Origin of the sequence: Parvularcula bermudensis HTCC2503, assembly GCF_000152825.2 — a bacterium.
GTDB classification, from domain to species: Bacteria; Pseudomonadota; Alphaproteobacteria; order Caulobacterales; family Parvularculaceae; genus Parvularcula; species Parvularcula bermudensis.
Genome location: NC_014414.1, coordinates 1,082,306 through 1,095,307, shown reverse-complemented (window position 1 = coordinate 1,095,307; position 13,002 = coordinate 1,082,306). Strand labels below are relative to the sequence as shown.

10 protein-coding genes are annotated in these 13,002 nt (G+C 60.3%); all 10 read right to left on the bottom strand.

Annotation, left to right across the window (positions count from 1 at the left end; translation table 11 throughout):
• The 10 genes from trbL to PB2503_RS05190 all read right to left on the bottom strand — a co-directional run bounded on the left by trbL (nucleotide 1) and on the right by PB2503_RS05190 (nucleotide 12,822).
• Nucleotides 1-1,317, bottom strand: a complete 1,317-nt coding sequence (gene trbL, locus PB2503_RS05240; RefSeq protein WP_013300190.1) for a P-type conjugative transfer protein TrbL — start codon at nucleotides 1,315-1,317, stop codon at nucleotides 1-3.
• Between the two features lie 6 nt (nucleotides 1,318-1,323).
• The gene (gene trbJ, locus PB2503_RS05235; RefSeq protein ID WP_013300189.1) at nucleotides 1,324-2,022 is read right to left on the bottom strand and encodes a P-type conjugative transfer protein TrbJ; all 699 of its coding nucleotides are present in this window, start codon (nucleotides 2,020-2,022) and stop codon (nucleotides 1,324-1,326) included.
• Between the two features lie 9 nt (nucleotides 2,023-2,031).
• Nucleotides 2,032-4,503 (bottom strand): conjugal transfer protein TrbE, encoded by a 2,472-nt coding sequence (trbE, locus tag PB2503_RS05230; protein ID WP_013300188.1) that lies wholly within the window; start codon nucleotides 4,501-4,503, stop codon nucleotides 2,032-2,034.
• The gene (locus tag PB2503_RS05225) at nucleotides 4,497-4,751 is read right to left on the bottom strand and encodes a VirB3 family type IV secretion system protein (RefSeq protein WP_013300187.1); all 255 of its coding nucleotides are present in this window, start codon (nucleotides 4,749-4,751) and stop codon (nucleotides 4,497-4,499) included. The genes trbE and PB2503_RS05225 overlap by 7 nt, the downstream gene beginning before the upstream one ends.
• Nucleotides 4,751-5,086: a TrbC/VirB2 family type IV secretion system protein gene (locus PB2503_RS05220; RefSeq protein WP_013300186.1), complete on the bottom strand. Its 336-nt coding sequence runs from the start codon at nucleotides 5,084-5,086 to the stop codon at nucleotides 4,751-4,753. The genes PB2503_RS05225 and PB2503_RS05220 overlap by 1 nt, the downstream gene beginning before the upstream one ends.
• Nucleotides 5,083-6,078, bottom strand: coding sequence for a P-type conjugative transfer ATPase TrbB (trbB, locus tag PB2503_RS05215; protein WP_013300185.1), 996 nt, complete (start codon nucleotides 6,076-6,078; stop codon nucleotides 5,083-5,085). The genes PB2503_RS05220 and trbB overlap by 4 nt, the downstream gene beginning before the upstream one ends.
• 100 nt (nucleotides 6,079-6,178) lie before the next feature.
• Nucleotides 6,179-7,320, bottom strand: a protein-coding gene (locus tag PB2503_RS05210) for an IS3 family transposase (protein WP_148235142.1) whose coding sequence is annotated in 2 segments (ribosomal slippage) — nucleotides 6,179-7,056 and nucleotides 7,056-7,320 — 1,143 coding nt in all. Because the reading frame shifts where the segments join, the coding sequence is not laid out codon by codon here.
• 325 nt (nucleotides 7,321-7,645) lie between these two features.
• On the bottom strand, nucleotides 7,646-10,357 hold the full coding sequence (locus tag PB2503_RS05200; RefSeq protein ID WP_013300183.1) for an ATP-binding domain-containing protein: 2,712 nt from the start codon (nucleotides 10,355-10,357) through the stop codon (nucleotides 7,646-7,648).
• Nucleotides 10,358-10,440: 83 nt separating this feature from the next.
• Nucleotides 10,441-10,857, bottom strand: a complete 417-nt coding sequence (locus PB2503_RS05195) for a ribbon-helix-helix domain-containing protein (RefSeq protein ID WP_013300182.1) — start codon at nucleotides 10,855-10,857, stop codon at nucleotides 10,441-10,443.
• A gap of 3 nt (nucleotides 10,858-10,860) precedes the next feature.
• On the bottom strand, nucleotides 10,861-12,822 hold the full coding sequence (locus PB2503_RS05190; RefSeq protein WP_013300181.1) for a conjugal transfer protein TraG: 1,962 nt from the start codon (nucleotides 12,820-12,822) through the stop codon (nucleotides 10,861-10,863).
• Between the last annotated feature and the right edge of the window lie 180 nt (nucleotides 12,823-13,002).

Genomic DNA, 13,002 nt, shown 5'->3' with positions numbered 1-13,002 from the left:
CTAGTCGTCCTTGTCTTTGAGGGTCGGGTTGGCGCCGGAGGCACCGCGATCCCCGTCGCGGACCGAGTGGGCGGCCATCTGTCCGGCCTGGCCCATGCGCTGACTGGTCTGCATGCGCCGCGCCCAACCGGGGCTTTGCGATGAGGAGGATCCGGACGCAGAGCTTTGCATGGTGGCAGTCTCAGAGCCGCCGGTCGCGCGCCAGGCGCCCTGGCTGCCACGACGGTAGGCATCTCTGAGAGCTTGGGCCGGGCGTGAGGCTGTGCGGCGCATGGCGTCGCCGCCAGCGCGTGCGACACCGGCAAGACCTGCGGCCACACCGGATGCGCCCGATGCCCCGGAGGCGACCGAACCGAGCGTGTAGGAGGTGCGTGCCGCGCCTGCCATGGAGGCGCCTGCCTTGACGGCGGAGGATGCGCCGCCCGCGACCGCGCCGACAGCGGCACGCCCGCCCATCCCGGCGACATAGGTTCCGGCAGCGACACCGGCGGCAGCGCCTGCGGCTGAGCCAGCGCCAAGTTGCGGCGCGCCGGTAATGAGGCCGCTCGCAATGCCCGGCGCGAAGATGCCCATCCAAAAGAAGACAATCGCAGCCAGCACTGTCCCCATGACTTGGGCCAGCGTGACATCATCGCCGGTGCGGAACGCGTCTGTGACGGAGGAGAAGAGCGTCGAGCCGATGCCGATGATGACGGCGAGCACCATGAGCTTGATGCCCGAAGTGATGACATTGCCAAGGACGCGCTCCGCCAGAAACGTCGTCTTGTTCCAGAGCGCGAACGGCACGAGCACAAATCCGGCCAGCGTGGTCAGCTTGAACTCCAGAATGGTGATAAAGAGCTGCACGGCCAGCACGAAGAAGGCCACCATGATGATCGCCCAGGCCACGAACATGACCGCTATCATGATGAAGTTATGGAAGAAGAAGATCGGCCCCAGCATGTCGCTGATTTCTTCGAGCAGCGGCTGACCGGCTTCGAGGCCGACGCGCGCAATAAAGCCGGGGCGCAGGAGGTCATCGGCGGTCATCGTGCCGCCGCCCGCGGTCACGCCAAGCTCGGCAAAGCTGTCAAAGACGATGCCTGCCAGCAGCGAGAAGTTGCCGATGATGAAAGCGAAGAAGCCGACATAGAGCACTTTCTTCAGGAGCCCGGCGATAACGTCCGTGTTCTGCGAAAGCGCCCAGAACAGGCCCGCCAGCGTTATATCGATGGCGATGAGCGTGGTCGACAGATAAGCGACATCGCCCGCCAGCAGGCCGAACCCGCTGTCAATGTATGCGATAAAGGTCGCAAGGAAGGTGTCGATCACGTCCATGGCCCGCTACTCTCCGAGGAAGGCCCGTGTGCGGGCGCGGCCGCGTTCGGCTTCGGCGAGCTGCCGGGCGCGCTCCAGTGCTTCGGCGCGGTAATGGGCGGCCATCATGGCTTCCATCTGCATGAGCTGCTCGGTCTGCAACGCCTCGATCTGGTTGCCCGCTTGAGCCACCTGGAGATTGCCAACGGCGGACTGGCTGTCGGCGATCAGCCGGTCGAGACTTTCAGAGTCTTCCCGTGCCGATGAAACGACGGAGGCCGTGACCTCAAGGCTTTCGCGATAAGCCGTGCGGGACTGACGCCAGCGGGCGCGGGCCTCTTCGACGAGCACGGCCTGACGCGGCGGCTCGGCTCCATAGTCTTCCGGGTACACCTCTTCATACTCGCGCTCGATTTCCTCGACGCGGTATCCGATCCCTTCGGCCTCGCGCATCAGCTCCTCAATGCGCCGCATACGGCGCAAAATGTCGTCGGCGATGCTGTCCGGCAGCGCTTCGAGATCGCGCGCCATATTCTCCAGCATTTCGATTTCATGGGTGAGCTGCTGGATCTGATTGTTGATCTCCTGCAGCGCGCGCACCGCCTGATAGATGTTCTGGATGTGATTGGCCGGGTCATAGACCGTCCATTGGGCTGCAGCGGGCGGTGCGGTGATCACAGACAGGGGCAAGGCGCAAAGGGCGGCTGAAATGAAAAGGCGTTTCATCGAAGGCTCCTATTCGGCGGCGAGGATGTGGGAAGGATTGAAGGGCGCGTGCGCTTCGGGCTCCGCCGCATGGCCGGGCCAGCGGATGAGCAGGTCGGCCGCCCAGGGCAGGCCTTTCTCGATCAGCCAGCAGGCGGCGAACCCGTCACCTTCCGTCTCCGCCCAGATGCGATCCATGCGGGCCTGATCTTCGGGGGAGGAGGCACCGCAGACTGATAGCGCGATCGGGCCGAGGCCGAGATCGAAGACGCGCGCGCCGAGGGGCGACTGGTAGTAATAGTCGCGCTTCGGTGTGGCCCGGCTGATCAGCTCGATCTGGCGAGCGTTGAGGCCGAAGCGCTGATAGATCTCTTTGGACTGCGGTTCCTGCGCGCGTTCATTCGGCAGAAAGATGCGTGTGGGGCAGCTCTCGACCAGTGCGGGGGCGATGCTTGAGTTCGCGATGTCGGCCAGGCTCTGCGTGGCGAACACGACGGACACGTTTTTCTTGCGTAGGGTTTTCAGCCACTCGCGAATGCGGGCTGCGAACATGGGATCATCAAGGAACAGCCAGGCTTCATCCAGGATGAGGAGTGTCGGTCTGCCATCGAACCGTTCCTCCAGCCGTTGGAAGAGATAGGTGATGACTGGGGCCACCGCACCCTTGGCGTGCATCAGCTCTTCCATCTCAAAACAGACGGTGTCGGCGAGGGTCAGGCTTTCGGAGTCGGCATCGAGGAGCCGTCCATGCGGGCCTTCCAGCGTGAACGGGTGCAACGCCGATTTGAGTGTCTCGTCCTGCAGCATCAGCGTGAGACCGGTTAGGGTACGCTCGGCTTCCGGCGCGCTGGCAAGCGACTGAATCGCTTCCCATAGCCTTGCCTTGAGGTCCGGCGTCATGGCGACGCCTTCATTTGTGCAAAGACCAGCCAGCCAGTCTGCGGCAAAGCTCGCGCCGTGTTCGGTGTCGATGTCTTTCAGCGGCTGGAGGCTCGGGGCGTTTGAACTGCCAAGATCGACATGCGCGCCGCCCATGGCGAGCGTTGCCGCGCGAGCTGACCGCCCCTTGTCGAAGATAAAAACCTGCGCGCCCTCATAGCGTTTCCATTGCAGCGCGAGCAGCGACAGGAGCACGGACTTGCCAGCACCCGTCGGCCCGACGACGAGCGTGTGGCCAACATCGCCAATATGCAGGTTCAGCCGGAACGGGGTCGTCCCATCGGTCTGCGCCTGAATAAGCGCGGGGGCTTGCAAGTGCCGGTTCGTCTCTTCACCCGCCCAGACCGCCGAGAGCGGAACCATATGGGCAAGGTTCAGCGTATGCAGGATGGGCTGGCGGACATTGGCATAAGGATGACCGGGAAGGCTTCCGAGCCAGGCATCGACGGCGTTGAGGGTTTCCTTGATCGCTGTAAAGCCACGGCCATTTACGATGCGCTCGGCGATCCGGATATGCTCATCCACGGTGCGGCGGTCGGGATCGGCGACGGTGATCGTAGTTGTAACGTAACCGTAGGAAACGAGATCGCTTCCGAGCTCCTGCAGGGCCGCATCGGCATCGGCCGCCTTGTTGTCTGCGTCGTTGTCGACGAGGGCTGCCTGTTCATTGAACATGGTCTCGCGCAGGACCGCACCGATGGATTTGCGCTTGGCAAACCAGTAACGGCGCTTTTTGCCGAGCACTTTTTCGGCTTCTGATTTGTCCATCGCGATGAACCGGGTCGCCCAGCGATAGGCAAAGCCCTGACGGTTCAGCTCATCGAGAATGCCGGGGAGCGTTGAGGACGGAAATCCGAGAATGGTCAACGTTCTGAGATGCGCGTCACCGATCATGGGCTCCAGCCCGCCCGCGAAAGGCTCATCAGCGAGCACCGCATCGAGAAAGACCGGCAGTTCTGGTGTCACCACCGGATGGCGCTTGGTCGAAATCGTTGAGTGGAGATAGGTCAGCGTCTCGTCGTCGGAGAGCTTAGCGATTTCTGAGAGGCAGGTCGCGAGGAGGTCGAAGACGCGGTCGGCGTGTTGCTGGAAGGTCTCCAGCCGGTGTCGCCAGGTGGCGGCATCTTCTGTCTCGGCGCGTTGGATGAGGGCCTTCTCGGCGCGGCCCGTCGCGTCTGCAGGCGGCAGCCAGAGCAGTGTCAGATAGTAGGCACTTTCAAAGCGGGCACCGCTTTCCTCTGCCTGTAACCCGCGTTCCTGATCGATCAGCCAGGTCAGCGCATCCGGGAAATCGCTTTCGGGATAGTCATGCACTTCATGGCGCTGCGCCTCGAAGAAGAGCGCCCAGCCGGAGCCGAACCTGCGCAACACATTGTTCACCCGCGCCATGACGGATACAAGTTCTTCTTCCGTGGAGCTTTCGAGGTCCGGGCCGCGATAGCGGAATGTCGTCTGAAACGATCCGTCCTTGTTGAGAACAACACCCGGCGCGACGATGCAGGCCCATGGGAGATAGTCCGCGAGCAGTTTTGGGGTATCGGCATATTCTTTGAGATTCAGCATGTCAAATGCTCCTTGTGCCTCATGCTTCGGCTGGCGACGGCCATGAAATCCGGGTCGCTCCGCGCCATGAACACGGCTGCGGAATGACCTACTGCCCAGAGCACGAGACCGGGAATCCAGAGCTGGAGGCCAAGGCCGACGGCGGCAGCCAGTGTCCCGATGGCGATGGCGGCCGTGCGCGGCGCGCCTCCCATCAGGATCGGCTCGGTGAGCGAGCGATGCAGTGGGATTTCATAACCCTCGGCCATCAGATCAGTGCTCCGCCGCCGAACGAGAAGAAGGTTAGGAAGAAAGAAGTCGCTGCGAACGCGATGGAAAGCCCAAACACGATCTGGATCAGCTTGCGCATGCCGCCGGAGGTTTCACCAAAAGCCAGCGTGAGCCCCGTAATCGTAATGATGATCACCGCTACGATGCGTGCGACCGGGCCTTCAATCGAAGTCAGGATCTGATCGAGCGGGCCTTCCCAGGGCATGCCTGAGCCTGCCGCATGGGCTGGCCCTGCGATTAGCAATCCGAGGCCGATACAGGCTGCGACCTGAACCGTTCGGTTCACGGTCTGAAGATGATTGTAGAGTGTCATTGGGTTTCTCCATGTTGGACGAGGGACAAAGAACGGGAGACAAGCGGGACGGTCTGGTAGCCCTCGCCATTGAAGCCGGTGACGCGCAGCGCCTCTTCAATGCGGCGCTGACCGCCTGCGCGGCTCATGAACACGACCACGTCAATCGCCTCTGCGATGAGATCGAAGGGCGCGCGCGGTGTGGCTTCGAGTGTCAGCTGTTCAAGCCGGGTGAGCGCGCCGTGGGCGGAGTTGGCATGCAGCGTCGTGATCCCGCCGGGATGGCCGGTGTTCCAGGCCTTCAGGAGGTCAAGCGCTTCAGCCCCGCGCACCTCGCCGACAATGATTCGGTCGGGACGCAGGCGCAGCGTGGAGCGGACAAGGTCCTGCAGGCTGGTGCTGCCACGATGGGTTCTGAGCTGCACAACATTGGGCGCGGCACAGCGCAGCTCGCGCGTGTCTTCGAGGATGACGATGCGGTCATCATGCAAGGATGCCTCTGCGAGCAGCGCGTTTGTAAAGGTCGTCTTGCCGGAGGATGTCCCGCCCGCGATCAGGATGTTTGCATGCGTTGCAATGGCGTCTTTGAGTGCGGTTGCCAGCGCAGGCGCCAGCGCGCCCTGATCGACATAGTCGCCGAGTTCAAACGGCGTCGTCGCAGGCTTGCGGATCGAAAAGCATGGGCTCGTCGAAACAGGCGGGAGAAGCCCTTCAAATCGCTCGCCGCTGCCGGGGAGTTCGGCAGAGACAATGGGTGCGGATCGATCGCAGGCCTCGCCTATGCTGCTCGCGACAAGGCGGATGATCCGCTCGCGCGCTGCCGCTGAAATGATGTCGGGACTGACCTCGACCTCTCGCCCCGCCCGCTCGATCCAGATCGAGCCGTCTGGGTTGGCGAGAATTTCGATGACGTCGTCAGCTTCCAGCGCTGCCCGCACCGCGCCTTCGCAGGCAGACCGCAGCATGGATACGCGTCGTTGGTCGGTCTCAAGCGTTCGGGCGGGTGCGGACATCGGGGGAGAGGCTCCTGTCGTTGCTGACAGGTCCAATCCTCTTGGCCTGACCCCACGAGGTGGTCCAACGGTAGCGTTAGACCTGGCAGGTTAGCGGGGCTCATGCCGCCGCACCTTCATAGTAAGGCGGCGGGAGCCCCGCGGGCAAGATGGTCTTCGGTGCGGGCGGGTTGTACCCCAGCGATGAGTGTGGCCGCAGCTGATTGTAGTGGCGCCTCCACCACTCGATGAGGGCCTTCGCTTCCTTCAGTGTATAGACGATTTCCCGGTCCAGGAACTCGTCCCTGAGTTTCGAGTTGAAGCTCTCGCAATAGCCGTTCTCCCATGGTGAGCCAGGCTCGATATACAGTGTCGTCACGCCCAGCCTGCCGAGCCATCCCCGGACAGCCGTAGCGATGAACTCTGGTCCGTTGTCGGAGCGAATGTTCTCCGGTGGCCCGTGGATGAGGAACAGCTGAGAGAGCTCTTCGAGCACGTTTTGCGAGTTGAGCCTTCGCTCGACGCGAATCGAGAGGCACTCTCTCGTGAACTCGTCGATGATGCAGAGCATCCGATAGACCCTTCCATCATGGGTCCGGTCCTGGACGAAGTCGTAGCTCCAGACGTGGTTCGGGCGCTCCGGCCGAAGCCGCACGCACGACCCATCGTTCAGCCATAGGCGCCCGCGTTTCGGTTGTTTCTGCGGTACTTTAAGCCCCTCCCGCCGCCAGATGCGATAGACCCGCTTCTGGTTCACGTGCCATCCGTCGCGCCGGAGCAATGCAGTCACCCGGCGATAGCCATAGCGGCCATACTGCTCAGCTAGCTGAATGATGGCACCGGTCAGCGCCTTCTCGCCAGGACGGCCCGAAGGACGCTTCCTCTGGGTCGAACGGTGCTGACCCACCACCTCGCAGGCACGGCGCTCTGAGACGCCATGCTCCTTCGTGACGTGATCGACGCATTTCCGACGGCGGTCGGGGCTCAGAAGTTTCCCTTTGCGGCCTCAGAAAGAATGAGCTTGTCCAGCGTGAGATCCGACACAGCCTTCCGTAGGCGTTGGTTCTCTTTCTCAAGCTCTTTAAGCCGCTTCGCCTGATCGACCTTCAGACCGCCATACTCCCGTCGCCACCTATAGTACGTCTGCTCGGTCACACCGATCGCCCGGCAGGCAATCCCGATGGTCTCGCCCTTCGCCAGGCGCACCTCGACCTCTCGCAAATGACCGATGATCTCCTCGGCCGTTCGTCTCTTCCGTCCCATTCCTCAGCTCCTTCCATGGAGCCAAGTCTAACACATCAACCGGACCACTTTTCGGGAGGCAGACCACTCTGATTTCGCTCTAATTTCTGATAGTTGGGAAAGTCGCAAACGGTCGGAACGTATCGAGGGGTCTTGCAAGATCGCGCCGTCCAACGGCTACGAAATGATGCAGCGCTAATGCGTCAGATTTCACTCAAGCACCCCGGAACATGCGCAGTATGCGTCAAAACTCAATCGCTAAAGTCATCGTCAGCCGACGCCGACAAAGTTCACTTCTGAACTCAATCATCGGAGCTAACGCGCTTCGCGACCTATCGATCAAGAGTCAACTCGGCCACTCTTCGCCGAAGTGATGCAGTAGCGGTAGAATTTGCTCTGGGACTTGGCCTGTAAACGTTACCCCAAGATAGGTTGCAGCCCGGGTTGCCCCCACATAGAGGTATTTTGAGAACAGATCAGGATGCTTAGAGACCGTTCGATCTAGGTCGACGAAGAAGACTGCCTCAAACTCCAAGCCTTTAATGTGCTGGATATTGAACACCCGAACGTCCCTGTCGTTGCCGACGACCTTTCCATCTTTGCAGGCAACAGCAGAAAGATTGATCTCTTCGAGCCGATCATTGAGTTCCAAAGCGAGTGGTTCTACTTGCTCCTCCTCATTCACCAACACGGCTATCGTCGTCGCCTTCCCAACCATACGATCGATTTCGTGAATCCGCTCGGTTAGCCATTCTGCGACTGAAGTGTTGTCGCTTAGGTTTGCTCGCCAAACAGGGGGCAATCCTTCAGCATCCAAGCGATCGGGCAGGATGATGTCATCTGCCTGCGAGCCGCCGATTGCGGCAATTTGCTTTGCGAGATCTACCAGGCGTTGGCTTTGGCGGTATGAAACCGTAATAAACTTGCGTTCGATTTTCTCGCCGATCCAGTCCAGCGCCTCATTCGATTTGAGGCCCCAAGAAGTCAGCCGCTGGTTTATATCTCCGCAAAGGAAAAGCGATCCGATCGACGGATGCGCAAGCTCGTTCAAGCAGGCCAGCTGCACCCGAGAAAAGTCGGTCGCTTCATCTACAAGAACCTGTGCCCTTTGAATGTATCGTATGGATGCGAGAGGCCCTACTGCCGGAAGTTCCAGCTCGGCTCGGCTCCGGTAGTTGCTCAACAGCTCATTGGCGATCTGGAGCGTTGCCAAGATTACAAGGTCGAGCTCTTGCCAGTGGATATCCGACGCTTTAGCGGGTGTCTCCTCGTACCAACGCTCTGCCTTCGCCATTTCGCTGCGAAAGCGCTTGTATCTTGTCGGGATCCCACGAAGGAAAAGCCGTTCAAGGCGCTCGAACCTCTTCAGTCGTGATTGTTCGACCAATAGCTCGCCAAGCTCGGAAATCTCGGAATCGGCTGGGATGCGGTCCGGCCCCAGCCACTCGAGAAGCAAGCCATCTTGAGATTTCTCCGAGACGCGACGTCGCGCCCGCCGGGCCTTTGCCAAAGACTTCAGGGCACGTTCAAAGCGAACCAAGGCTTGCTGCCGACTGACCGAGCGACCGGCTTGCGGCGCAACGGGTTGTTCCTCTTCGTCCTCCAGCGCGGCTTCGAGTTCGTCAACCTCGTCCAAGTCTTGCGGATTCGCAGACAGCTGCTGGGAGATTTCTTGGCGAAGGAGGTCGGGAAAGTTGTTATCGGCATGTGTGAGCGCGTTGCGCGCTCGCGTAAGAATGCGGTTAATCGCTTCGGTTCTCGAGGAAATAGCCTCCCGAATTTCGGGAATAAGTCCAGTGACGCTCCGTATGGTGTGCGCATAAAAACTACGCCCAGGTTTTTTGAAGGCCTCCTGCAAAAGTCGCCCGATTTTACTCAGATCCGGTGCGTCACTTTTGGCCAAATGGTCTGCATCTGCGCGGAGTTCGTTAGCAACAGAGACATCGACATACTCGCGAAACGCATCATACCATTGAGCCTCATCCAGAACTTCGGGTTTGAGGTAATCCTGAGTACGTCGCTCGACGAACGGACCAGTTCCCGCGCTCGTTCGAAGCAAGCCAAGCTCTTCGCGCGCTAGCTCGCGACGGAACTCATCCCAAGTTCGGATGTGCTCGTCACTTGCGGCCAAACCTTCCTTGTTGAACGCTTCTTTTACGTACTGCCGAAGCAGCTCGGTTGGAGAGAACAGAATCCAGCTGCTCTCATGCGGCCTGTTTGTTTCTTCCTCCACTTGTCGGATGCGTCGCATCTCTTCCCCGGAGTCTTCAAGGGCCTGCCGATCGGTCTTCTGGCCGAGGCGTCGGATGAGTGTTGTGGTTTTCCCTGTTCCTGGCGGTCCAGAGAGGAAGCAGCGACTGTCGATGGGCATCCGAAAGATTTCGTCCTGGTGCCGATCAAGAATCGGCTGATCACGCAGGCCCATTTGCGTGAGGATCGCGCGGCGCACGCCCTCTACGATGTTTCCATCACCGTCGTCGTCCCAAAGCGCGTCGAGGTCGCCCAGTTCTATGCCGGTGCTCGGTTCCAGTAGCTCACGCAGCGACCCAACGGTGAACCGACCAAGGTCCCGTACGTCGATCTCGGTGTCCCTAGCGTCCCACTGCCCTTGCTCCCGCTGTGGTTTTAGGCGTGCAGAGCTATCGATTAGAAGCTCTCGCTTGGTGCTGCCGTAGCGAAATGTGCTTTCGTCGCCAGCTGCGAGTGAGGCGATGCGACCGAGCGGTGACCTGTAGCTCGCAATCTTGAAGCCCGGGATTGAACGGGGAGTGGTTCGAGTGATGAATATGGTATCTTCTTCATCGTTTTCATCGATGAATTGGACGCGAGCGATAACAGGCTGTTTGATTAGCGCAGCAAGAACGTCCATTTCAGCATCTGAAATACTTCCGATACTATTCGCCGGTTGTGGTCTATTAAGAATATGGACCGTTGCAAGCGACGCAGCACCACTTCGTTTTTTTGTTCGTTTGGCCTCCTCAGCATCGGCCGCTACCGTCTCGATACAATTAAGCGAATTACTCGCGATGTCGGCTAGGCGTTTCTCAACTGTGTCCATGCAATCTTCGGCCTCAAAATGAATTTTCCTCCACAAGTAAACGCTGGACTGACGAGTTGCCAATATCGAAGATGTGTCAGAACTCAATCGCTAGAGATTTCTGCGCCCGACGACAGCGCCCGCTTCGATAGCGGCTCATCGGAGGCCACGCGTCTCGCAACCTGATCGATGAAGAACTCGAACCGGCGCTGGCCGAGGAGCTGGGCGGCATCGCGTTCAGCTTCGGGTATCGGGTCTGTCCGGGTCAGCCAGTAAAGGACGAACTGGCCAAGGGTTTCGAGGCACAGAGCGAGGTCGCGCTCCATGGCGTTCTGCCGCTCCTCGATTCTGTCGAGGCGCTGAACAAGGATATCATCCCTCGCCGCTGTGCGTTGCGGATCGAGATAGGCTCTCAGCGCATCTTCCATGATAGCGGATTTCGTCGCGCCGGGCGCGAGGACCATCTCTTCGAGCTGGCGGTGCATCTCATGGGACAGGCGAATGTTGACGCGTGGCTTCATGGATCAGAATTTCGGAAAGAAATCGCCGTCCGCGCGGTCCATGCCAAGAGCGCGCTGGGCGGGTTTGAGGGTCTTCACCGCGAGATCACCAAGATCGCCCTCCTCAAGAGTCAGATCGGATGCCTCCTCGCACGCGGGCGCTTCCTTTTCCGGTGGATCGAGGCTGGGTGTCTGGCTGTGTTGCAGACCGCCTTGGTCTGACCCGGTCGGGCTTTCAGTTTGCGGAACAGGCTCCGCGCTGGCCAATACGCCGTCCCAGTCATCACCCCGCCTCTCCGGGAGAAGCGGATCGGATGGCGGCGGCAGAACCCTCGCGGTGAAGTTCTGGTCTTCAAAATAGCGAAGCTTCTTCGCTTTCAGCGGGCGCGCGCCCGAGACCATCACGAGTTCTTCGTCGGGAGGCAGTTGCATCACCTCGCCCGGTGTCAGGAGGGGGCGCTGCGTTTCCTGAGCCGAGACCATGACGTGTGAGAGCCAGGGCGCGAGGCGGTGTCCGGCATAGTTGCGCTGGGCGCGTTGCTGCGTGGTTGTTCCGAGGGCGTCGGAAATCCGCTTGGCCGTTCGCTCATCATTGGTCGCAAAGGCGATGCGGACATGACAATTGTCGAGAATGGCATTGTTCGGCCCATAGGCCTTTTCGATCTGGTTCAGGGACTGGGCGATAAGGTAGGCGCGCATGCCATAGCCCGCCATGAAGGCAAGCGCGCTTTCGAAGAAATCAAGCCGCCCGAGTGCGGGAAACTCATCCAGCATCATCAGGAGTTTATGGCGTCGGATGTCCTTCTTGGGCAGTTCTTCCGTCAGCCTGCGTCCGATTTGATTGAGGATCAGGCGCACGAGCGGCTTGGTTCGGGATATGTCTGAGGGCGGGATGACCAGATAGAGCGAGCATGGGTGCCCGCCCTCAATCAGGTCCGCGATCCTCCAGTCGCTGGAACTGGTCGCGCGCGCGATGACCGGGTCGCGATAGAGCCCCAGAAAGCTCATGGCGGTGGAGAGCACGCCGGAGCGTTCATTCTCTGACTTGTTCAAAAGCTCGCGCGCCGCCTGGGCGACAACGGGATGTGCTGACGTCCCCAAATGCGGGGTTGTCATCATGGCGGACAGGGTCGCCTCGAAGCTGCGCTCCGGGTCAGACAGAAACCGTGCGCAACCGGCCAGTGTCTTGTCTTCTTCAGCATAGAGCACGTGCAGGATGACGCCCACAAGCAAGGCATGTCCTGTCTTTTCCCAATGGTTCCGGCGCTCCAGAGACCCTTCGGGATCGACGAGGATATCGGCGATGTTCTGGACGTCGCGCACTTCATTGTCGCCGCGCCGCACTTCGCTCAGGGGATTAAACCTCACGGAATCGGCATGGGTTGGTTCGAAGCGCAGACAATGGGAGAAGCGCGATCGCCAGCCCGAGGTCAGCTCCCAGTTCTCTCCCTTGATGTCGTGTATGACCGCGCTGCCGGTCCAGCCGAGAAGGGTCGGCACGACAAGGCCGACACCCTTGCCGGAGCGGGTCGGTGCGAAGGCCATCACGTGTTCCGGCCCGTCATGGCGGAGATACGCATTTTGCCACCGCCCGAGGAACACGCCATCCTCGACCAGAAGGCCCGCCTTGCGGACATCGCGCGCACTGGCCCAACGGGCGGACCCATAGGTGGTCAGGTGCTTCTTTGATCGCGCGCGCAGCAGCGATCCAATCACCGCAACAACAGCGCCCAGAAACCCGCCGCCCGCCGCCATGAAACCGGCCCGTGCAAACACGCCCGGCGCATAGGCTTCATAGGCATACCACCACTGGAACAGGCGCCAGGGACGATAAATGGGCGTATCGCCCAGCATGAACCAAGGCCGACCTAGTCCAGGCTGATAGCCCAGTTCATGCGCCGCCCACTGCGTCGCCCCCCAGGTCGAGAACAGAATGATCAGGCAGACCAGACAGAAGGTGCCGATAAGAACTTTGGTGCCGGTCATGATCCGCTCCGAACAGACAAGAGGAGCGCTCCAGCATCCGGCTAGACCAGGCCGCCGCCCAGTTGGGAAAGGCGCAAAAGTTCGCAAGTCCTCGACGTTGCGCTTTTCAACTCGAGCGCGTCATTTTCCGGATTGCAGGAATCGTTAATCCCGCTTAACGTGCACGTGTACCCAGTTTCT